The organism is Paraburkholderia kururiensis, assembly GCF_034424375.1.
GTDB classification, from domain to species: Bacteria; Pseudomonadota; Gammaproteobacteria; order Burkholderiales; family Burkholderiaceae; genus Paraburkholderia; species Paraburkholderia kururiensis_A.
The window spans coordinates 4,551,236-4,573,875 of sequence record NZ_CP139965.1 but is presented as its reverse complement, the minus strand read 5'-3'; the positions used below and the strand labels follow the sequence as shown (position 1 = coordinate 4,573,875).

The following is a 22,640-nucleotide window of genomic DNA, read 5'->3' as shown; positions in this document are numbered from 1 at the left end:
GAATGTATTCTACGATGGTGAACCGGTCCGCCCCACCTGGCCCTGTGGCCTATTCCATCAAGCTAGATGACATCACCTGCCCGCTCCGGCAAGCTTCGCATGTCTGCCGTATCTCCTGACGAGACCGCCCGCGACAAGGCCGCCCATGAACTGGATGCTGCGGACCTAGTCGGCGATGACACCGTCGAGCCCGGCGAAGAAAAGCTGCGCTCGGGCATTCAGTCGATCGAGGTCGGCTTCAGGCTGCTCGACGTACTCACGCGCGAACCGCGCGCCATGATGCTGCGCGATCTCGCGCAGCGCGCCGGCATGAGTCCGGCGAAGGCGCATCGCTACCTCGTGAGCTTTCAGCGCCTGGGCGTGGTGGCGCAGGATCCGCTATCGGGGCGTTACGAACTGGGCGGCTTCGCGTTGCAGCTCGGGCTCGCACGGCTCGCGCGCGTGGACGGCGTGAAGCTTGCGCGGCTCGCCCTCGCCGAACTGCGAGACACGCTCGACATCACGGTGGGCATCGCCGTGTGGGGTAACCAGGGGCCAACGGTCGTGCACTGGATGGAATCGACGCACCCAGCCAAAGCGGCGCTCAAGCTCGGTGACGTGATGCCGCTGCTGAGCTCCGCGACCGGCCTGCTGTTCGCCGCGTACCTGCCGCGCAACAAGACCGAAGCGATGATCGCGCGCGAACTGGCCGACACGCGGCATTCGTCGCACGCCGGCGCGCCGCGCACGCCGGAGGACGTCGAGCGGGTACTTGCCGAAGTACGCGCACACGAAGGCGCGCGAGTAGAAGGCATGCTGCTGCCCACCATCCACGCGTTCTGCACGCCCGTGTTCGACTCCGCGGGCGACCTCGCACTCGGGCTGATTGCGCTCGGCCACGAAGGATCGTTCGACATCGGCTGGAACGGCGCCGTGTACACCGCGCTGCGCGAGTGCGCACAGAAGATTTCGTACGAACTCGGGTATAGTCCGACGCCTCGGGCATAGAGGTTGAGCGGCGCCGGGGCGTGACGCGAATCGTGGTCTGTAGCAGCCGCAGGCCGCGGCACGGGTTCAGCCGTTACCAACGGTCGGCCCCTGGGGAACACGGTTCACGGCAGTGCAGTCGAACGGTTTTCCGCTGAAGAGAAGAGACCGCACAAGTGCGGCATCGTCTCGTGGACCGGCAAGCAGGCAGGCGACGCGCGAACGCAGGCGCAGAGCACGACGGCCAACACGTCAGCACACCGCGAGGCGGCGCGCTGGTCGCCATGCCGCCCCACGGCAGCGAAGTTCTCCACCTTCACGTTTTGCACGCTCGCCGCTCATAGACCGTTAGACCGTTTCGATGTCGTCCCCGTCCGTCGCTCAAGGCTCCGCCTCTCTCACCGCCGCCGCAGGCGCCCGTGCGCGTCCGTGGCGCTGGCTGGCCGCGCTTGCCGTCGTAGGTGCGCTGCACTGGATCGCCGCGCAATGGGTGGAACGCAACCGCGATACGTTCATTTCGCCGGAGACGCAGCGTGTGCCGGTACAGGTGCAGTTGCTCAAGCCTGAGCGCGTGGAGCGGACGCCCGCCGGCGCCAAGACGAAGCAAGCAGCGCCGGCTCGGGAGGCGAAGGCTCGCGCGGCGCCGCGTCCGCGAAGCGAGCACGTGCTTACTGCCGTCAATCCACAGCGCGACGCACCGCGAGCGCAGAGAACGGCAACGGCTACGGACCAAAAACCGGATGCGGCCGCGGCGTCCGAAGCCGCGTCATCTCCCGTTGCGGCATCCGGGGCCGCTGGGAGCACCGGCACGACTGCGAACGCCGCATCCGGCGCCGCGGCCAACGGCGCGCAGGGCACCGGCGCGGCGGCATCACATGGAGTGAAATTCTCGGTGCCGCCTTCGGGCGACCTTCAGTACGACACCTTCTACAACGGCGTGCGCAACCAGACCGGCACCCTGCACTGGACGACCGACGGACAGCACTACGAAATGGTGATTGCCGTGCCGCTGCCCTTCGTCGGTACGTTCCGCTGGACGAGCCACGGTCATGTGGACGCGTTCGGCCTCGCGCCCGACCAGTACATCGAGCAGCGCGGCCACCGGCCCGAGGACGTCACCGTGTTCAACCGCGAGCAGAAGCAGATCGTCTTTACGCGTACGCCGAACTCGCTGGCGTTGCCGGACGGCGCGCAGGACCGCTTCAGCATGGTGATGCAGCTCGCGAGCCTCGTGCGAGGCGACCCGGACGCCTACAAACCGGGCGTCACTCGCGAGTTCTACGTCGCCGACAACGACAGCGGCGAAACCTGGCCGATCGAAACCATCGGCGACGAGACCATCCGCACGGCGCAGGGCTTCGTGACCGCGCGGCACTTCATGCGCCTGCCGCGCCATGAGGGCGATCGGCGGCGAATCGACGTGTGGCTTGCGCCGTCGCTGGGCTGGCTGCCCGCGCGGCTCATGCAGACGGAGCCGAATGGCAGCGAGATCGAACTCGTGTGGCATGGCAATGCAAAGGCGCCACCTGCGGACGCAGCGTCCACGGGCCGGGCAGACAGCGCGCCCGATACGGCAGCGGCACCGTCGGCCCAGCCAGGCGACGAAGGGGGTTCGGCCGTCAGCCAGCCGCAGTCCAACGAGGGACAGCCACCCGCAGGCCAGAACGCGGTGTCGCCCGGCGCTGCGCAAACTACGCCGGGTACGCAGCCGACGCCCCTATCGCCTGGCACCTCGAGCACCGGCGAGAAACCCTGAGCGACACGCTAGCGGCGGCGAGGTGCGCCGCCACCCTCTGCCCTCCGCCCGCTCACAGCGGACCGGCCGGCGTCGCACATCTACGACCGAACAATCCCTCCAACCCGCGAGGAACGTTCTCGCATCAGAACCCCTCGCACCGCACTGAAGCCCGACGGGCCGTCAACGCAACGCAGCGGCGCAGCACGCTTCACGCGTCGCCACGATAATGGCGTTCACAGGCGGTTCCTTTCATCGTTCATACGTGACGGAGCAAAGCATGCAAGTGACCATCAACGGCATTGAAACGCGCTACGTGCTGGACAACGAAGGCGGCGGTCCATGGCTCACGTTCGTGCATCAGCTGGGCGGCGACCTCTCGGTGTGGGATCAACTGGCGGGCTACTTTCGCGACGACTACACCGTGCTGCGCTACGACCTGCGCGGGCACGGCGCGTCCGCTGTACCGGACAAGCCGTTCACCGTCGCAGATCTCGCCGCCGATCTGGCCGCGCTGCTCGATGCGCTGGGTGCCCCGTCCACACACCTGGTCGGTCTCTCGCTGGGCGGCATGACGGCACAGCACTTCGCACTGGATTACCCCTCGAAGGTCGAAACGCTCACGCTCGCCGACACGCTGAGCCGCACACCGCCCGAAAACCGCGCGCTGTGGGAACAACGCGCGGCCACGGTGCGCCGCGAAGGCGTCGCCGGGCTCGTGCCTGCCACGCTCGAACGCTGGCTCACGGCCGACTTTCGGCAGGCGCATCCGGAAGTGGTCGAGCAGATCGGCGAGGTCATGACGCAAACGTCTGCGCAAAGCTACGCCTTTGCCTGCGAAGCGTTGCGCGACTTCGACGTGCACGCGCGGCTGGGCGGCATCCGGGTTCCGACGCTCGCCGTGGCGGGTCGCCACGACCCGGGCACGCCGCCTGCGGCGACGGAAGCCATGGCGCGCGCGATTCCGGGCGCGCGCTTCGAGGTGCTGGAAGCCGCCCATCTCGCGCCGGTGGAGCAATCCCACCGATTTGCAGCCTTGCTGGAAACGTTTCTGGATACAAGGGTCTAAGATTTAGAAGTGGAAATTTTTACGCGGCAGTCTGGGCCTCCCCTTGAATTGCACAGCGGGCGCTCCACTTACGGGGTGAGGCAAAACGCCAGGAGCACAGAAAGAGGAGTGTCGCCATGCAAATGATCTACAACAGCCCTAACTATTGCGTCGTCGAGTTTCCGCCGCAGGACGGTCACCTCGCCATGAAGGCGGGAGGCTATGAGATCGTCGACAAGAACGCGCGGCGCGAAATCTTCATCGACGGCGAAATGGCGGCACAGTTTCGCGAACACGTGCAGAAGCTGATTGAAGGCGAACCGTCACTGGACGAAGTCGACGAATTCCTCGGCCAGTTCGACAGCCTGATGCAGCAGCCCGTCATCCTGCACTGACACTGCCCGGCAGGCGCGAAGACGGCGCCATGCCCCAGGAAACCCCCATCCGCCAGTGCGCGGATGGGGGTTTCCTTTTTCCACACCACGCCGGGCCTCGACCGCCGCTGTGCGGCAAGCCGCCGCGGCTGCCGCTACAATCTCTAGTTTCCCGAAGCGCGTTCGCAACGCACGCGCAAGAATGCGCCTTCGAAAGCCCGATTCCGACTCCGAGTCCGCCATGAACCAGCCCGCTTCTGCAGCTTCGAATGCAGCCACGACCGCCGTGCCCCGCCCGGAAGCGCCGTACACGCGCGGCGCGGCCCTGCCCGCCCTGCTCGCGTCGCGCATCCTGATTCTCGACGGCGCAATGGGCACCATGATCCAGCGCTACAAGCTCGACGAAGCAGCCTATCGCGGCGAACGCTTCAAAGACTATCCGCGCGACATCAAGGGCAACAACGAACTGCTGTCCATCACGCAGCCGGCCATCATCAGCGAGATTCACGAGCAGTACCTGGCGGCGGGCGCGGACATCATCGAAACCAATACGTTCGGCGCGACGAAGGTGGCCCAGGCCGACTACGGCATGGAAGACCTCGCCGCGAAAATGAACCTGGCTTCGGCAAAACTGGCGCGCGCCGCCTGCGACAAGTACTCGACGCCCGACAAGCCGCGCTTCGTCGCCGGCGCAATCGGGCCGACGCCGAAGACGGCGAGCATCTCGCCCGACGTCAACGACCCCGGCGCGCGCAACGTCACGTTCGAGGACCTGCGCGCCGCGTACTACGAGCAGGCGAAAGCGCTGCTCGACGGCGGCGTCGATCTGTTCCTCGTGGAAACGATCTTCGACACGCTGAACGCGAAAGCCGCACTCTTCGCGCTCGACCAGCTGTTCGACGACACCGGCGAGCGCCTGCCCATCATGATCTCGGGCACCGTGACCGACGCCTCGGGCCGCATCCTCTCCGGCCAGACCGTGGAAGCCTTCTGGAACTCGCTGCGTCACGCGCGGCCGCTCACGTTCGGTCTGAACTGCGCGTTGGGCGCGGCGCTCATGCGTCCGTACATCGCCGAACTCTCGAAGCTCTGCGACACCTACGTGTCGTGCTACCCGAACGCGGGCCTGCCCAATCCGATGAGCGATACGGGCTTCGACGAAACACCGGCCGACACGTCGGGGCTCCTCAAGGAATTCGCGCAGGCGGGCCTCGTCAACATCGCGGGCGGCTGTTGCGGCACGACCCCCGAGCACATCGCCGCCATCGCCAGGGCACTGGCCGACGTGAAGCCGCGCCGCTGGCCGGGCCAGTATCGCGACGCGGCGTGACACCACTCGCCACCTGACAAGACGCCAGCCACCCACGAGACACTTCACGCCATGACCGATCACACCCTGCGCCTCTCCGGCCTCGAGCCGTTCAACGTCACGTCCGGCACGCTCTTCATCAACGTCGGCGAGCGCACCAACGTGACGGGCTCCAAGGCCTTCGCCCGCATGATCCTGAACGGCCAGTTCGACGAAGCGCTTGCGGTGGCGCGCCAGCAGGTCGAAAACGGCGCGCAGGTCATCGACATCAACATGGACGAAGCGATGCTCGATTCGAAAGCGGCCATGGTGCGCTTTCTGAACCTCATCGCGTCGGAGCCCGACATCGCGCGGGTGCCGATCATGATCGACTCGTCGAAGTGGGAAGTGATCGAAGCCGGGCTGCAATGCGTGCAGGGCAAGGCCATCGTGAACTCGATCTCGTTGAAGGAAGGCGAAGAAGCGTTTCGCCATCACGCGAAGCTGATTCGCCGCTACGGCGCCGCGGCGGTCGTGATGGCCTTCGACGAAAAGGGCCAGGCCGACACGTTCGAGCGCAAGACGCAGATCTGCCGCCGCTCGTACGACGTGCTCGTGAACGAAGTGGGCTTTCCGCCTGAAGACATCATCTTCGACCCGAACATCTTCGCCATCGCCACGGGTATCGAAGAGCACAACAACTACGCCGTCGATTTCATCGAAGCCACGCGCTGGATCAAGCAGAACCTGCCGTACGCGAAGGTGAGCGGCGGTGTCTCCAACGTGTCGTTCTCGTTCCGCGGCAACGACCCTGTGCGCGAAGCCATTCACACGGTGTTCCTCTACCACGCCATCCAGGCCGGCATGGACATGGGCATCGTGAACGCGGGGCAGCTCGGCGTGTACCAGGACCTCGACGCCGAGTTGCGCGAGCGCGTGGAAGACGTCGTGCTGAACCGCCGCCCCGACGCGACCGACCGTCTTCTCGAAATCGCGGACCGCTTCAAGGCCGGCGCCGCGAAGAAGGAAGAGAACCTCGAGTGGCGCAATCAGCCCGTCGAGAAGCGCCTCGCGCACGCGCTCGTGCACGGCATCACGAACTTCATCGTGGAAGACACCGAAGAAGCGCGCGTGAAGATAGCCGACGCGGGCGGGCGGCCCATCAACGTGATCGAAGGCCCGCTCATGGACGGCATGAACATCGTGGGCGACCTCTTCGGGCAGGGCAAGATGTTCCTGCCGCAGGTGGTGAAGTCGGCACGCGTGATGAAGCAGGCGGTGGCGCACCTGATCCCGTTCATCGAGGAAGAAAAGAAGAGGCTTGCCGAAGCGGGCGGCGACGTGCGCGCGAAGGGCAAGATCGTGATCGCCACCGTGAAGGGCGACGTGCACGACATCGGCAAGAACATTGTGTCGGTCGTACTCCAGTGCAACAACTTCGAAGTGGTCAACATGGGCGTGATGGTGCCCTGCAACGAGATCCTCGCGAAGGCGAAGGTGGAAGGCGCGGACATCGTCGGGCTGTCGGGCCTCATCACGCCGAGTCTCGAGGAAATGGCCTACGTCGCCTCGGAAATGCAGCGCGACGACTATTTCCGCGTGAAGAAGATTCCGCTGCTGATCGGCGGCGCCACGACCTCGCGCGTGCACACCGCGGTCAAAATCGCGCCGAACTACGAAGGGCCCGTGGTGTACGTGCCCGATGCGTCGCGCTCGGTGTCGGTCGCGTCGAACCTGCTTTCGGACGAAGGCGCCACGAAGTACCTCGACGAGCTGAAGGCCGACTACGAGCGCATCCGCACCCAGCATGCGAACAAGAAGGCACAGCCGCTCGTCACGCTGGCCGAGGCGCGCGCGAACAAAACGAAGATCGACTGGGCGCATTACCAGCCGGTGAAGCCGAAGATCATCGGCCGGCGCGTGTTCCGCAATTACGACCTCAACGAACTGGCCGAGTACATCGACTGGGGTCCGTTCTTCCAGACGTGGGACCTCGCGGGCTCCTATCCGGCCATTCTGAATGACGAGATCGTGGGCGAATCGGCGCGCAAGGTGTTTTCGGACGCGAAGTCGATGCTCTCACGTTTGATCCAGGGCCGCTGGCTCACAGCGAACGGCGTCATTGCGCTGCTGCCTGCCAACACCGTGAACGACGACGACATCGAGATCTACACCGACGAGTCCCGCTCCGAAGTCGCGCTCACGTGGCGCAACCTGCGCCAGCAGAGCGTGCGGCCCGTGGTGGACGGCGTGCAGCGCCCGAACCGGTCGCTGGCGGACTTCATCGCGCCCAAAGACTCCGGCGTAGCCGACTACATCGGGCTCTTCGCGGTGACAGCCGGCATCGGCGTGGACAAGAAGGAAGCGCAGTTCATCGCCGACCACGACGACTACAGCGCCATCATGCTGAAGGCGCTTGCGGACCGTTTCGCCGAAGCGTTCGCCGAAGCGATGCACGCGCGTGTGCGGCGCGATCTGTGGGGCTACGCCGCAGACGAGTCGCTTTCGAACGACGACCTGGTCGCGGAAAAATACCGCGGCATCCGCCCCGCCCCCGGTTACCCGGCCTGCCCGGACCACCTCGTGAAGCGCGACATGTTCACGTTCCTTCAGGCGGACGAAGTCGGCATGAGCGTGACCGAGTCGCTCGCGATGCTGCCTGCGGCGAGCGTGTCGGGCTTCTATATCGCGCATCCGGACAGCACGTATTTCTCGGTGGGCAAGATCGGCGAAGACCAGCTCGAAGACTACGCCCGCCGCATGGCGCTTTCGAAGGAAGACGCGAGCCGCGCGCTGGCGCCGCTGCTGTAGATCGGTTGAAGCGAGGCGCGTGCGAAGCCTACATATCGCTCACGAAAGCCTGAATATTTGCGGCTGCAAAAATTTCGGCTTTGTAGACTGGTTGCGCAGTACGTCTTCGCCGCGCGCTCAGGACACAACGGACCGCACACGCGCTGGCCATCCATGCAACCGTCAACGGAGAAAAATCGTATGAAGAAGCTGACGCTGATGTTGACTGCGCTTGCGCTCACAGGCGGAAGCCTGCCCGCGTTCGCCCAGCAGGCCACGCCGGGCGAAGCAAGCGCGGTAAGCAGCTATTCGCCGCCGCGCCAGAAACACGTGAAGAAGCCGAAGAAGAAAAAGATGAAGCACGGCGCGTCGGCTGCCGTAACCGCGGAACCCGCTGCACCGGCAGCCAGCCAGTAACCGGTTGAGCCCGCACAGCCTGAAGCCGCGGAACGTAACGCAAGCGTCACATTGCAAAAGAGCCCGCTCCATCGAGCGGGCTCTTTTCACATGGGCGGCGTCAGATGCCCCAGACGATATCGGACTGTTCCTTGTGCGCAGCTCGCAGCATGTCGAGGAACGGATACGCACGCTGTGCAAGCCCGACCGGAATCTCGTGCGGCTCTCGACCGTCTTCGCCCTCGTGGAAATGTCCGTCGTGCTCGGCGCGCTCGCGCTTGTCCGTGGCGATGGCCGCTTCAAGCTTCGTGATGGCCGGTTCGAGCTGATCGTGCGTGATCACGCCTTGCTTGTCGAGCCGTTTGCCGATAATGCCGAGCAGGTACTGCGCCAGATTTTCCAGCATCGTGACATCCGGCGACGCATGGCACTTGAAAGTAATCAGCATGACTGCTCCCCTTCTCATTTTGTTGAACCTCGTGCGCCTCGCTGCGGCCCGCGCAAGCGACATCGGCCGGTATCATGCAACGGCGCAATGCCTCTCTGCGGCTCGTCGCGGGCGTCGTATTGGACATATTAGCACCTGCTAAAATCCCTCTGAACGGAAAACCGAACGGCCGCCGTGCAGCGCGCAAGCGTTGCCGGATGCCCGGAGCAGGCGACAGGCGGCTCACCCTCGCCAGCATGCAGGCCTGCATGCCGCACAGCAAGCCAACCGCAAGCGCCGTCGCTCGCGAGGCGCGTGTAACCGCGCAGGCAGTCGCCCGGACAGCCGCTTAACGAGTTGCCTGGGGTTCGCGCGAACGCTGCCGCGCCCGCTTTCCATCCATTCATGATGGCCCCCACGAAAGGCCGGCCACAGCCGAATTACCCGCATAGGACCCGCAACAAGCATGCTGCCCGCACAAAAACAGACTCTCGAAACGCTGTTCGCCGACGCGGTGAAGAAAGTCGCCGACGCAACCCAGGGCGCCGCAGACGCCGCATTCGTCGCGCCCGCCATCGCGCTCGAACGCCCGAAGGTCGCCGCGCACGGCGACGTGGCCTGCAACGTCGCCATGCAACTGGCCAAGCCGCTGCGCGCGAATCCGCGTCAACTCGCCCAGCAGATCGTCGATGCCATCGTGGCAAGCGCCGCAGCGAAGGGGCTCGTCGAGCACGCCGAAGTGGCAGGCCCAGGCTTCATCAACCTGCGTCTTACTGCGGACGCGAAGCGCGCCGTGATCGGCGCGGTGTTCGCCGAACGCGACGCATATGGCCGCTCGCAGCGCGAAGCCGGCAAGCGCGTGCTGGTGGAGTTCGTCTCGGCGAACCCCACCGGTCCGCTGCACGTGGGCCACGGTCGTCAGGCCGCGCTCGGCGACGCCATTTCGAATGTGCTCGCCTCGCAGGGCTACGCCGTGCATCGCGAGTTCTACTACAACGACGCGGGCGTGCAGATCCAGAATCTCGCCGTCTCCACGCAGGCGCGCGCCCGCGGGCTGAAACCCGGCGACGCGGGCTGGCCCGAAGCCGCCTACAACGGCGAGTACATCGCAGAGATCGCGCACGACTTCATGGCAGGCGAAACCGTCTCGGCCAAGGACGGCGAGCCCGTGAAGGGCACCGGCGACGTCGAAGACCTCGATGCCATCCGCCGCTTCGCCGTGGCCTATCTGCGCCACGAGCAGGACATGGACCTCCAGGCGTTCGGCGTGAAGTTCGACCAGTACTACCTCGAGTCGTCGCTCTACACCGAAGGCCGCGTGGAAAAGACCGTCGAGGCGCTGATCAAGACCGGCGAGACCTACGAGCAGGACGGCGCGCTGTGGCTGCGCACGACCGACTACGGCGACGACAAGGACCGCGTGATGCGCAAGTCCGACGGCACCTACACGTACTTCGTGCCCGACGTCGCCTATCACGTGACCAAGTGGGAGCGCGGCTTCACGAAGGTCATCAACATCCAGGGCTCGGACCATCACGGCACTATCGCTCGCGTGCGTGCGGGTCTGCAGGGCCTTGGCGTCGGCATTCCGAAGGGCTACCCCGACTACGTGCTGCACAAGATGGTCACCGTCATGCGCGACGGTCAGGAAGTGAAGATTTCGAAGCGCGCGGGCAGCTACGTGACCGTGCGTGACCTGATCGAATGGTCGGGCGGGGCGACCCCGGGTTCGGAAACGGCGCCCGATCTGCTCGACGAAGCCACCATCCGCCGCGGCCGCGACGCCGTGCGCTTCTTCCTGATCTCGCGCAAGGCCGACACGGAATTCGTGTTCGACATCGACCTCGCGCTGAAGCAGAACGACGAGAACCCGGTTTATTACGTGCAGTACGCGCATGCACGCATCTCGTCGGTGTTGAACGAGTGGAAGTCACGTCACCACGGCGACGAAGCCGCGCTGCCGACCATCGACCTCTCGCCGCTCGCGAGCGAACGCGCGCTTGCGCTCGTGGCGAAGCTCGCCGAGTACCCCGACATGCTGACCCACGCGGCCGACGAGCTCGCGCCGCACGCAGTGGCCTTCTACCTGCGCGAACTCGCGGCGGAGTTTCACTCGTTCTACAATGCCGAACGCGTTCTCGTCGACGACGCGAAGGAGCGCGATGCGCGCATCGCCCTGCTCGCGGCTACGCGCCAGGTGCTTGCCAACGGCCTCGCCATGATCGGCGTTTCGGCACCCGAGCGCATGTAAGTTCCCGACGTCACACGAGTGGCAACACGTGGCCGCCGCGACGAACGGCGGCCCTCCCAGGATTCTTTTGTTCGCAGGTGATTCAAACGATGGCCAAACCACGCCGCACTACAAGTCAGTCGAAACAGACCGGGGGAACGTTTCTCGGTATCGTGCTGGGCCTGATTGTCGGCCTCGCGATCGCGGTGGTGGTGGCGCTCTACATCACGCGCGCGCCGTCGCCGTTCGTGGCGAAGGTGGCGCCGCCGGCAGCCTCCGATACGGGCGCAAGCGGCGCGCAGCAGTACGATCCGAACCGCTCGCTGCAGGGCAAGACGCCGGGCCAGCCGGTGCCGCAGGCCGCACAAGCCGCGCCGCCCAACACAGCGCCGGGCCAGAGCACGAGCCAGTCGCAGTCGGGCATGCTGGAGGAACCGCAGATCGTCGAAGTACCGCCGTCCAGCGCGCCGGCCGCCGCCAACAACGGCGTCGCCGTGCCGCCGAAGCCCGCCACGGACAACAACGCAGCGCAGTCCGCACAGAAGCCGGCCGGCAACACCGCGCAACTGGCGAACAATCCGCCGCCCAAGGCGCCGGCCGTTACGCCGAAGCCCACTCCGGCCTCGCCCGCCCAGCAAGGCGCGGCGCCTGCCGCCGGCGACGCGAACACCGGCTACTTCCTGCAGGTGGGCGCCTACAAGACCGCCGCGGACGCCGAACAGCAGCGCGCGCGCCTCGCGTTCCAGGGTTTCGAATCGAAGGTCACGCAACGCGACGCAGGCGGCATCACGTATTACCGCGTGCGCATCGGGCCGTTCTCGAAATTCGACGACATGAACACGACGCGCCAGCGGCTCTCCGACGCGGGCATCGACACGGCCGTCATCCGTTTCACGAAACAGTAACGCTTTCGATGCGCCGGCCGCTGAACCGCGCGCGGCCGGCGCTGGTCTGAGTAGCACGGGCGGCGCACAGCGAGCGCCCCCTGAGCAGCACTAACGCGTGCCAACACATGCCAACGTGGGTCACAAGGAAATGAAAAAACTCTTTAGCGCACTGTTTCTTTCTCTTTCGATCGTCGCCGTCGGCGCGCAGGCGAGCCCCGCCGCGCCGGTCGCCGGCACGGACTACAGCGTCCTGAAGACGCCGCAGCCGGTGGACGTGCCGGCCGGCAAGATCGAGGTCACCGAATTCTTCTGGTACGGCTGCCCGCACTGCAACGAGTTCGAGCCGTACCTGGAAGCGTGGGTCAAGAAGCAAGGTCCGGACGTGGTGTTCAAGCGCGTGCCGGTGGCGTTCCGCGACGACTTCCTGCCGCACTCGAAGCTGTATCACGCACTGGACGCGCTGGGCGTCGAACCGCAACTCACGCCGAAGGTCTTCAACGAAATCCACGTGAACCGCGACTACCTGCTCAAGCCCGAAGACCAGGCGAAATTCCTTGCGAAGAACGGTGTGGATACGAAGAAGTTCATGGACGCCTACAACTCGTTCTCCACGCAAAGCGCCCTGCAACGCGACAAGAAGATGATCGCGGACTACAACATCGACGGTGTGCCGACGCTTGCCGTGCAAGGCAAGTACGAGACGGGCCCCGCGATGACAAACAGCCTGCCCGGCACGCTCCAGGTGCTGGACTACCTGATCGCCCAGATTCGCGCCAAGAAGATGTAAGCGCCGAAGCGCCGGCATGAACCCACCCCTCAAGGTTTTCATCACCGGCGCTTCGAGCGGCATTGGCCTCGCGCTCGCCGCCGAATATGCGCGGCGCGGCGCAATTCTCGGCCTCGTCGCCCGCCGCGGCGACGCTCTCGCCGACTTCCGCCAGACTCACCCGTCCCATCCCATCGCCATTTACGCCGTCGACGTGCGCGACGAGGCTGCGCTCGCCATCGCCGCGCAGCGGTTCATGGCCGACTACGGCTGCCCTGACGTGGTCATCGCCAACGCGGGCGTGAGCCGCGGCGCGATCACAGGCCAGGGCGACCTCAAGACATTCCGCGACGTCATGGACGTCAACTACTACGGCATGGTCGCCACCTTCGAGCCATTCGCGGCCGCCATGGTGGCCGCGAGGCGCGGCACGCTGGTCGGCATTGCGAGCGTGGCGGGCGTGAGAGGCTTGCCGGGGTCGGGGGCCTACAGCGCATCGAAAGCGGCGGCGCTCAAATACCTCGAAGCGCTGCGCGTGGAGATGCGGCCGCACGGCGTGGCAGTCGTCACCATTGCGCCCGGCTACATCCGCACGCCGATGACGGCGCGCAACTCCTACCGCATGCCGTTCCTGATGGACGTGGACCGTTTCGCGGCGAAAGTCGCAGACGCCGTCGCGCGCAAGACGCGCTTCGCCGTGTTCCCGTGGCAGATGCGCGTAGCGGCCGCGCTGCTGCACGGGCTGCCGCGCTGGATCTACGACCGCGTCTTCGAAAAGGCGCCGCGCAAGCCACGCGCGGGCGAATAGGCGCGTGAGCGCGGCTGCAACCGCTGGCCAGCGTTCGCCTGTGCCGACGCCTGCGGCAGATGTCCACGGCATGGATCACGCCGCCATAGACGCCGCCGGCACCGAACACGGCCGGGCAGGTTCCTCTGCCCGCATCGTTTCGCTCGTTCCGAGCATCACCGAACTGCTGTTCGCCCTCTCGCTGGATGCCCACATCGTGGGCCGCACGGGCTTCTGCATTCATCCGCGTGAACGCGTGCGCCACGTGCGGAAGGTAGGCGGCACGAAGGCCGTCAAGATCGACGCCGTTCGCGCGTTGCGGCCCACGCACGTCATCGTCAACATCGACGAAAACGAAGCACACACCGTGGATGAACTGCGCCGCTTCGTGCCGCACGTCATCGTCACGCATCCGCTCGCGCCGCGCGACAACCTCGCGCTGTACCGGTTGCTGGGCGCCATCTTCGACCGCGAACGCGAAGCCGAAACGCTCTGCACGGCCCTGCAAGCGAGGCTCGATGCCGTGGCGGCACGTGCCTGGCCCGAACGGCACGTGGTCTACGCCATCTGGCGTGAACCGTGGATGACGGTGGCGCGCGACACCTACATCGCCGCCATGCTGCGTCTCGTGAACTGGCAGACACTGCCTGTGACCTATGGCGGCTCCGCTGGCGCCGCACGCTACCCCGGGTTCGATTTCGACGCGCCCTGGCTTGCGGACGTAGACCGCGTGCTGTTGTCGAGCGAGCCCTATCGCTTCACCGAAACCCACGCAGACGCCCTGCGCCGCGACCCGCGGCTCGCAGGCAAACGTGTCGCGTTGATCGATGGCGAGTTCGTCTCGTGGTACGGATCGCGCGCCATTGCGGGCATCGGGTATCTGATGGACTTCGCTTCGGCCTGACATACGCACACTCCCTCACGTTCGGTGGACACGCGCAGCACTGGGCGGCTGCTTGAGTCAGCGCCCGCGAGTTCGTAGCTTGCGCGTGGCCGCGGCGCATATCCATATGCCGATCGGACGGGTTGTCGCGGCAATATCCCTTCGATAAGCTTGCCGGGCTGGAATCGCTCGAATCCGCAGACAGGCCGGTGCCGGGTCGCGGGCCACGCCGCATGGGCGCGGCCGGTCCGAACGTGCGATCCTTCGCTTGCACCAGAAGCCAGACGAACTGCCTGACCACGACTGTTATGGGAGAACCTATGCACCTCAGACTGCCCGCCACCGTGCTCTCCGCGTTGGTGCCGCTCCTCGTGGCCGTGCCCGCGCTGGCACTGGCCAAACCGCTCACGGTGTGCACGGAGTCGAGCCCGGACGGTTTCGACGTCGTCCAGTACAACTCGCTCGTCACCACGAATGCCTCCGCCGACGTGATCTTCAATCCGCTCGTCGCTTACGACGAGGCCGCGAAGAAGGTCGTGCCGGCGCTCGCCGACAAATGGGAAGTCAGCGACGACGGGCTCACCTACACGTTCCATCTGCGCCCCAACGTGCAGTTCCAGACCACGGACTACTTCAAGCCCACGCGTCCGCTCAACGCCGACGACGTCGTCTTCACGTTCACCCGCATGCTCGACGACAGCAACCCGTGGCACAAGGTGACGGGGCCGAGCGGCTTTCCGCACGCACAGTCGATGGGCCTGACGAAGCTGATCAAGTCCGTCACGAAGGTGGACGACAGCACCGTGAAGTTCGAACTCAACGAACCGAACGCCACGTTCCTGCCCATCCTCACGATGGGCTTCGCCTCGATCTATTCAGCCGAGTATGCCGACCAGTTGCTCAAGGCCGGCAAGCAGACGGACCTCAACGCGAAGCCGATCGGCACCGGGCCGTTCGTGCTGAAGAGCTACACGAAAGACGCGCTGATCCGCTACGAAGTGAACCCGACGTACTGGGGGCCGAAGCCAAAGATTGACCGGCTCATCTACGCCATCACGCCTGACGCCGCCGTGCGCGCGCAAAAGGTCAAGGCCGGCGAATGCCAGATCGCGCTGTCGCCGAAACCGCAAGACGTGGCCGACGCGAAGAACGAGAAGTCACTGAAGGTCGTGCAGACGCCCGCCTTCATGACCGCCTTCGTCGCGCTGAACACCGAGAAGAAGCCGCTCGACAACCAGAAGGTGCGCCAGGCGCTCAACCTCGCCTTCGACCGCGCCACTTACCTCAAGGTCGTGTTCGACAACACGGCGACGCCGGCAGTGAACCCGTGGCCGCCCAACACGTGGAGCTATGACAAGGGCATCCAGCCGTATCCGCACGACATCGCGAAGGCCAAACAGCTGCTCGCCGAAGCCGGTCTGCCGAACGGTTTCTCCACCACCATCTGGGTGCGGCCAACCGGCAGCGTGTTGAACCCGAACCCGAAAGCGGGTGCAGAACTGCTGCAGGCCGACTTCGCGAAGATCGGCGTGAAAGCGGACGTGAAGGTGATCGAATGGGGCGAGCTGATCAAGGAGGCGAAGCAAGGCCAGCACGACAGTCTCTTCATGGGCTGGGCCGGCGACAACGGCGACCCCGACAACTACCTGTCGCCGCTCTTTAGTTGCAACGCCGTGAAGTCGGGCATCAACTTCGCACGCTACTGCGACCCTCAACTCGACAAGCTGATCGCCGAAGGCAAGACGACAGCAGACATCGGCAAGCGGACCAAAGCCTATGAGGCCGCGCAAAAGATCATCCACGACGAGGCGCTGTGGATTCCGCTCGGTTATCCCATGGCTGCCGCGATTACGCGCGCGAACGTCAGCGGCTATCAGGTCAGCCCGTTCGGGCGGCAGAACTTCGGGAACGTGGTGGTGCAGTAACGCTCAAGCGGACCGGGCCGGGTCGGACAGGCCTGCCCGGACCGCTTTGGTCTGGGTCTCTTTAGCCCCGGTCTCGCCGTGCAGGTGATTCAGTCTGACGTCACACCACAAAGCGGATCACCCCGTCTTCGCCCTGCACGCGCTTGAGCTGGCCCGCCAGCCACAGCAGGTGCAAATGCGCGAGCGCTTCGCCCATCGCGAAGGTCATCTGGTGAATGTCCAGTTCGCGCTTGAACATCATCGGAACAATGTCGGCGGCGCTGCACGGTGCTTTCTCGCAAGCTTCGCGCACTTCGGCAAGCCGCGCGTCGTGGTGCGCGCGCAATTGGGCGATACGCGTGTGCAGCCCGCGGAATGGCTTGCCGTGCGAGGGCAACACGAGCGTGTCCGTCGGCATGGTTTCGTAGCGGCCCAGCGACTCGAGATACAGCGCGAGCGGGTTGCCTTCGGGTTCGATGTCGAACACCGAAACGTTGGTGGAAATGCGCGGCAGCACCATGTCGCCGGAAATCAGCACGCCTGCCTCTTCACAATGCAGCGCGCAATGCTCGGGCGAGTGACCGAAGCCCGTCACCACGCGCCAGCTGCGTCCGCCGATGTGCACTTCGTCGGCCTCGCGCAGCCGCCGATATTGACTCGGGATCGCCGGCACGAGGCTCGAGTAGTAGCTGCGGCGGCTGCGCAGTTTCTCCAGCGACGCTTCGTCGGCCAGTCCGTGGCGCGCGAAGTGCCGCGCGGCACCCTCGCCGCCCGCGTTCGACCCGTCCCCCGCGCCCATCACGCGACCCAGCATGTATTCGCCCAGCGTGATCCACAGCCGCACGTTCCAGCGCTCGCGCTCGCCGCCATTGCACAGCCAATGTGCGAGTCCGAGATGGTCGGGATGGCAGTGCGTGACGAGCACGCGCAGCACCGGCAAGCCCTCCAGCACGCTGTCGAACACGGTTTCCCAATGCGCCTTGATCGTGTCCGAGGCGATGCCGCAATCGATCACCGTCCAGCCGCGCTGTCCGTCAATTTCGTCGCGCAGCAGCCAGAGATTGATGTGATCCAGCGCGAACGGCAGCGGCATGCGCAGCCAGAACACGCCGGGCGCCGCTTCGAATACGCTGCCGGGCTCGGGCAGCGTGTCGGCAAAGGGATAGTCGAGCTGGTGTTCGAGTGCATTCATCGCGGGTCTCTTCTCCTTTCTCCTGCCTGGCTCGTCGTTGGCGGCGTCTTTGGCCGCCTTTCGCCAGGTTGCGCAAGTTTCAAGTTGACGATAACGTAAACGTCGATTCTATCGTTCATTTGGACCCGCGTGCCGGCCACCACCCAGCCGAACGTTCGCCACGCCGGCCCGACGCCTTCCGAGCCATGACCATCCAGTACACGATCACCGAGCTTGCCCGCGAATTCGACGTCACGCCCCGCGCCATCCGGTTTTACGAAGACCAGGGCCTGCTTTCGCCCAGCCGCGAAGGGGCGAGCGGCCTGCGGCGCGTCTATTCGGGGCGCGACCGCACGCGCCTCAAGCTAACGCTGCGCGGCAAGCGCCTTGGCTTCACGCTCTCGGAAATCCGCGATCTGCTGGACCTCTACGAATCGCCAACGGACACCCTGCCCCAGCTCCAGGCGTTTCTCGCCACGGTGGTGCGCCACCGCGAGGTGCTGGAACGGCAGCGCGAAGACCTGAATGCGACGCTCGAAGACCTCGCGCAGTACGAAGCCCAGGCGCGCGCGCTGCTCGAAGGCAACCGGCACAAAGGCGAACGCAGTACGGAAGCGGCTACATCGTCGGGCGAGACGTCCTGATCCTGGAACAGGGCCGAACCGGACCGGAAACCGCCGCACGGAAGCGAAGGGCGAGCACCGGGAAACAGAGACAACCGAAGCAGACGCACCCAAGGCCCGCATCAACGAACGGAACGAGGAAACAACGGCACGCAACAGCGGCAAGCAACCGGCACACGGCGCACCTCGGCACAGGGCCCGCGCCCCACGTCGCCACCAGGCGCGTCGCCACAGGGTAGTCAGCACTGGCGCGTGTCGCGCCGTTCGCGCACGATGCCATCACGATCGCGCGCGATGGCCCAAAGAAGCGCCCACGGCCGGCCGGGTGCGCACAGAACGAAGCGCGCAAAAGCGGCCAAAACACGAGGCCGCGAACAGCCAGGACACCCGCGGACGATACAATCCCGTGTGTCCTCACGACATGGAACATGCACGGTCGACATGAATCACTTTCCTAAACTGCTGTCGTCGCAGATCGGTTTCGACCTCGCGCAAACCATGCTCGAAGGCTTCGACCGGCACTACCGGATTTTCCGCGACGCGGCCATTCGTGCCAAAGAGCTGTTCGAGGCCGGCGACTGGCATGGCCTGCAGCGCCTCGCGCGCGAACGCATCACGTCGTATGACGAGCGCGTCGAAGAATGCGTCGAGCTGCTCGAAGACGAATACGACGCCGAGAACATCGACGACGAAGTCTGGCAGCAGATCAAGCTGCACTACATCGGTCTGCTCACGCGCCACCGCCAGCCCGAGTGCGCCGAGACGTTCTTCAATTCGGTCTGCTGCAAGATCCTGCACCGGTCGTATTTCAACAACGACTTCATTTTCGTGCGGCCCGCCATCTCGACCGAGTACATCGAGAACGACGAGCCCGCCGCGAAGCCCACCTACCGTGCCTACTACCCCGGCAAGGACGGGCTCGCCGCCACGCTCGAGCGCGTCGTCACGAACTTCCAGCTGGAGCCGCCGTTCGAAGACCTCACGCGCGACGTCGGTTGCCTGATGCAGGCCATTCACGACGCGTTCGGCGAATTCGAGGAAGCCGCGAACTTCCAGATTCACGTGCTTTCGTCGCTGTTCTTCCGCAACAAGGCGGCCTACATCATCGGGCGCATCATCAACGGCGACGTCATGCTGCCGTTCGCCGTGCCCATCCGCCACGCGAAGCCCGGCGTGCTCACGCTCGACACCGTGCTGCTCAAGCGCGAGCAGCTGCTCATCATCTTCAGCTTCTCGCACTCGTACTTCCTCGTGGACATGGAAGTGCCCTCGGCCTACGTCGAATTCCTGCGCACCATCATGCCGGGCAAGCCGAAGGCGGAAATCTATACGTCGGTGGGTCTGCAGAAGCAGGGCAAGAACCTGTTCTACCGCGACCTGCTGCATCACCTCTCGCATTCGAGCGACCAGTTCATCGTCGCGCCCGGCATCAAGGGCCTCGTGATGCTGGTGTTCACGCTGCCGTCGTTCCCTTACGTGTTCAAGCTCATCAAGGACGCGTTCCCGCCGCCCAAAGAGACCACGCGCGAGCAGATCGTCGCGAAGTACCAGCTGGTGAAGCGGCACGACCGGCTGGGCCGCATGGCCGACACGCTCGAATATTCGAGCGTCGCGCTGCCGGTGTCGCGCCTCGACGACGCGCTCATCAAGGAACTGGAAACCTACGCGCCCTCGATGATCGAGTACGAGGGCGACAACCTCGTGATCCGCCACGTCTACATCGAGCGCCGCATGGTGCCGCTCAATATCTACCTGCAAAACGGCACCGACGAGCAGGTGGAACACGCGGTGAAGGAATACGGCGACGCGGTGAAAGAGCTGATGCAGGCGAACATCTTCCCGGGCGACATGCTCTACAAGAACTTCGGCGTGACGCGCCACGGCCGCGTGGTGTTCTACGACTACGACGAGATCGAGTACCTCACCGACTGCAACGTGCGCGCCGTGCCCGAGCCGCGCAACGAGGAAGACGAACTCTCCGGCGAGCCGTGGTACGCCGTCGGCCCGCACGACATCTTCCCGGAAACCTACGGCACGTTCCTGCTGGGCGACACGCGCGTGCGGCAATACTTCCTCGCGCACCACGCCGACTTCTTCACGCCCGAACTCTGGCAAAGGCACAAGGATCATCTGCTGAAGGGCGAGTTGCCCGACTTTTTCCCGTACGACCAGAGCATCCGTTTCTGCGTACGGTATCCCGAGCGCTTCGTCGGCGCCGCAAGCCACGTGGGGCAGGCCTCTAATGCGGCCACGCAGCCCGCAGCGGGCACGGCCGCCACCGCCGACGAAGCCGCCGTGAAGGTGGCGTGAACGCCATGCGCGCGCTCTACGTCACCTTCTTTCTGCCTCAACCGGTGGGCCGCCCCCGCGGCCCCGAAACACCAACCGAGTCATCATGAACACGACTTCTCCAGACCATCCGCTCTCACACCTGTTCGACAACAACCGGAAGTGGGTTGCCTCGAAGCTCGCCGCCGACCCGCAATACTTCTCGCGCCTCGCCGACCAGCAGGCGCCCGAGTATCTGTGGATCGGCTGTTCCGATTCGCGGGTGCCCGCCAACCAGATCATCGGCCTGCCGCCGGGCGAGGTGTTCGTTCATCGCAACATCGCCAACGTGGTGGTGCATTCGGACCTCAACTGCCTTTCGGTGATCCAGTTCGCCGTCGACCTGCTGAAGGTCAAGCACATCATGGTGGTGGGTCACTACGGCTGCTCGGGCGTGGGCGCGGCGCTGCACGGCCGGCGTGTGGGCCTTGCGGACAACTGGCTGCATCACGTGCAGGACGTGCGTGCCAAGCACGCGGCCTTGCTCGAGGAATGGCCCATCGGCGAAGCGCGCCACCGGCGGCTCGTCGAACTCAACACCATCGAGCAGGTGCTCAACGTGTGCCGCACCACCATCGTCAACGATGCATGGGCGCGCGGTCAGTCGCTTACCGTTCACGGCTGGGCCTACGGCGTGCATGACGGCCGCGTGCGCAACCTCGGCATGACGATCTCGTCGGCCGATCAGCTCGACGAAACGTATCAGCGCTGCGTGAGCGGCGCCACGACCAGCCACGCCCACGAAACCGACAACGACGTGGTCGCCGCCGATGCCGCGAAGCTCGGCGACGTACCCGCCGTCGTACAAGGCGTTATCAAGGAGCTCAAACATGAGTGAGATGAAGGAGACAGCGCGCGATCCGGTCGTCATCGTGGCGGCCGCGCGCACGCCGATGGCGGCGTTCCAGGGCGAGTTCGCGGCGCTCACGGCGCCGCAGCTCGGTTCGGCGGCGATTGCCGCGGCCGTCGAACGCGCGGGCCTCAAGCCCGAGCACGTCGACGAAGTGATCATGGGCTGCGTGCTGCCTGCGGGCCAGGGCCAGGCGCCGGCGCGCCAGGCGTCGCTGGGCGCGGGGCTGCCGCTGTCGGCGGGCTGCACCACCGTCAACAAGATGTGCGGCTCGGGCATGCGCGCCGCCATGTTCGCGCACGACATGCTGCTCGCCGAGTCGGCGCAGGTCGTCGTGGCGGGCGGCATGGAAAGCATGACCAACGCGCCGTACCTGTTGCCGAAGGCGCGCGCCGGCATGCGCATGGGCCACGGCCAGGTGATCGACCACATGTTCTACGACGGCCTTGAAGACGCGTACGAAAAAGGCCGCCTGATGGGCACGTTCGCCGAGGAATGCGCGGCGTCGTTCGACTTTTCGCGCGAGCAGCAGGACGCGTTCGCCATCGAATCGCTCAACCGCGCGAAGCGTGCGAACGAAGACGGCTCCTTCGCGTGGGAGATCGCGCCGGTCACGGTGGAAAGCCGCAAGGGCAACGTGCGGGTGGAACGCGACGAACAGCCGTTCAAGGCCAACGTCGAGAAGATTCCGAGCCTCAAACCCGCGTTCAGCAAGACCGGCACGGTGACGGCGGCGAACTCGTCGTCCATTTCGGACGGCGCGGCGGCGCTCGTCATGATGCGCGCCTCGACGGCCGCGCGCCTCGGTCTCTCGCCGCTCGCGCGCGTGGTGGGCCACGCCACCTTCGCGCAGGAACCCGCGAAGTTCACCACGGCGCCGGTGGGCGCCATCCGGCGTCTCTTCGAGAAGAACGGCTGGCGCGCCGGCGACGTCGATCTCTACGAGATCAACGAGGCCTTCGCCGTGGTCACGATGGCCGCGATGAAAGAGCACGGGCTGCCGCACGACAAGGTGAACATCAACGGCGGCGCGTGCGCGCTGGGGCACCCTATCGGCGCATCGGGCGCGCGCATCGTCGTCACGCTCATCGGCGCGCTGCGTCAGCATGGATTGAAGCGCGGCGTGGCAAGCCTGTGCATCGGCGGCGGCGAGGCCACGGCGATGGGCATCGAACTCGTCTGAAAAA

At 65.4% G+C, this 22,640-nt stretch carries 19 protein-coding genes; 17 read left to right on the top strand and 2 right to left on the bottom strand.

Features of this window, described 5'->3' with window-relative positions; translation table 11 throughout:
- Positions 1-66 precede the first annotated feature (66 nt).
- The 7 genes from U0042_RS20540 to U0042_RS20510 all read left to right on the top strand — a co-directional run bounded on the left by U0042_RS20540 (position 67) and on the right by U0042_RS20510 (position 8,618).
- Positions 67-987 (top strand): IclR family transcriptional regulator, encoded by a 921-nt coding sequence (locus U0042_RS20540; protein ID WP_114809392.1) that lies wholly within the window; start codon positions 67-69, stop codon positions 985-987.
- 340 nt (positions 988-1,327) lie between these two features.
- Positions 1,328-2,722: a DUF3108 domain-containing protein gene (locus tag U0042_RS20535; protein WP_114809393.1), complete on the top strand. Its 1,395-nt coding sequence runs from the start codon at positions 1,328-1,330 to the stop codon at positions 2,720-2,722.
- A 259-nt stretch (positions 2,723-2,981) separates the two neighbouring features.
- The gene (gene pcaD, locus U0042_RS20530) at positions 2,982-3,770 is read left to right on the top strand and encodes a 3-oxoadipate enol-lactonase (protein WP_114809525.1); all 789 of its coding nucleotides are present in this window, start codon (positions 2,982-2,984) and stop codon (positions 3,768-3,770) included.
- Between the two features lie 116 nt (positions 3,771-3,886).
- The gene (locus tag U0042_RS20525; protein WP_114809394.1) at positions 3,887-4,144 is read left to right on the top strand and encodes a DUF3567 domain-containing protein; all 258 of its coding nucleotides are present in this window, start codon (positions 3,887-3,889) and stop codon (positions 4,142-4,144) included.
- Between the two features lie 220 nt (positions 4,145-4,364).
- Complete coding sequence (locus U0042_RS20520; RefSeq protein WP_114809526.1) at positions 4,365-5,453, top strand: homocysteine S-methyltransferase family protein; 1,089 nt, start codon at positions 4,365-4,367, stop codon at positions 5,451-5,453.
- Between the two features lie 51 nt (positions 5,454-5,504).
- Positions 5,505-8,222 (top strand): methionine synthase, encoded by a 2,718-nt coding sequence (gene metH, locus U0042_RS20515; protein WP_198665220.1) that lies wholly within the window; start codon positions 5,505-5,507, stop codon positions 8,220-8,222.
- Between the two features lie 180 nt (positions 8,223-8,402).
- Positions 8,403-8,618 (top strand): acid-shock protein, encoded by a 216-nt coding sequence (locus U0042_RS20510; RefSeq protein ID WP_114809395.1) that lies wholly within the window; start codon positions 8,403-8,405, stop codon positions 8,616-8,618.
- Between the two features lie 100 nt (positions 8,619-8,718).
- Here U0042_RS20510 and U0042_RS20505 read toward each other — a convergent pair whose 3' ends face one another.
- Positions 8,719-9,045 (bottom strand): DUF1840 domain-containing protein, encoded by a 327-nt coding sequence (locus U0042_RS20505; RefSeq protein WP_114809396.1) that lies wholly within the window; start codon positions 9,043-9,045, stop codon positions 8,719-8,721.
- Between the two features lie 445 nt (positions 9,046-9,490).
- Between U0042_RS20505 and argS the strand changes: the two genes are divergently transcribed.
- The 6 genes from argS (at position 9,491) to U0042_RS20475 (ending at position 16,502) form a co-directional block, all read left to right on the top strand.
- Positions 9,491-11,275 carry an arginine--tRNA ligase gene (gene argS, locus U0042_RS20500; protein ID WP_114809397.1) on the top strand — a complete coding sequence of 595 codons (1,785 nt, stop codon included), beginning with the start codon at positions 9,491-9,493 and terminating at the stop codon, positions 11,273-11,275.
- Between the two features lie 89 nt (positions 11,276-11,364).
- Entirely contained in the window at positions 11,365-12,159 is a 795-nt protein-coding gene (locus U0042_RS20495) for an SPOR domain-containing protein (protein ID WP_114809528.1), read from the top strand.
- Between the two features lie 130 nt (positions 12,160-12,289).
- Positions 12,290-12,928 carry a thiol:disulfide interchange protein DsbA/DsbL gene (locus U0042_RS20490; protein ID WP_114809398.1) on the top strand — a complete coding sequence of 213 codons (639 nt, stop codon included), beginning with the start codon at positions 12,290-12,292 and terminating at the stop codon, positions 12,926-12,928.
- A 16-nt stretch (positions 12,929-12,944) separates the two neighbouring features.
- Positions 12,945-13,715 (top strand): SDR family oxidoreductase, encoded by a 771-nt coding sequence (locus U0042_RS20485; protein ID WP_114809399.1) that lies wholly within the window; start codon positions 12,945-12,947, stop codon positions 13,713-13,715.
- Between the two features lie 70 nt (positions 13,716-13,785).
- Entirely contained in the window at positions 13,786-14,598 is an 813-nt protein-coding gene (locus U0042_RS20480; RefSeq protein ID WP_114809400.1) for a helical backbone metal receptor, read from the top strand.
- 299 nt (positions 14,599-14,897) lie between these two features.
- Complete coding sequence (locus U0042_RS20475) at positions 14,898-16,502, top strand: ABC transporter substrate-binding protein (RefSeq protein ID WP_114809401.1); 1,605 nt, start codon at positions 14,898-14,900, stop codon at positions 16,500-16,502.
- A gap of 100 nt (positions 16,503-16,602) precedes the next feature.
- Here U0042_RS20475 and U0042_RS20470 read toward each other — a convergent pair whose 3' ends face one another.
- Positions 16,603-17,673, bottom strand: coding sequence for an MBL fold metallo-hydrolase (locus U0042_RS20470; protein WP_114809402.1), 1,071 nt, complete (start codon positions 17,671-17,673; stop codon positions 16,603-16,605).
- Between the two features lie 185 nt (positions 17,674-17,858).
- On the opposite strand from U0042_RS20470, the gene U0042_RS20465 reads away from it, so the two are divergent.
- From U0042_RS20465 to U0042_RS20450, 4 genes are all read left to right on the top strand, one after another.
- Positions 17,859-18,296: a MerR family transcriptional regulator gene (locus U0042_RS20465; protein WP_114809403.1), complete on the top strand. Its 438-nt coding sequence runs from the start codon at positions 17,859-17,861 to the stop codon at positions 18,294-18,296.
- Positions 18,297-18,716: 420 nt separating this feature from the next.
- Entirely contained in the window at positions 18,717-20,585 is a 1,869-nt protein-coding gene (gene aceK / locus U0042_RS20460) for a bifunctional isocitrate dehydrogenase kinase/phosphatase (protein ID WP_114809405.1), read from the top strand.
- 85 nt (positions 20,586-20,670) lie between these two features.
- Entirely contained in the window at positions 20,671-21,441 is a 771-nt protein-coding gene (gene can / locus U0042_RS20455) for a carbonate dehydratase (RefSeq protein ID WP_114809406.1), read from the top strand.
- Entirely contained in the window at positions 21,434-22,636 is a 1,203-nt protein-coding gene (locus U0042_RS20450) for an acetyl-CoA C-acetyltransferase (protein ID WP_198665221.1), read from the top strand. The genes can and U0042_RS20450 overlap by 8 nt, the downstream gene beginning before the upstream one ends.
- The last annotated feature ends 4 nt before the right edge of the window (positions 22,637-22,640 follow it).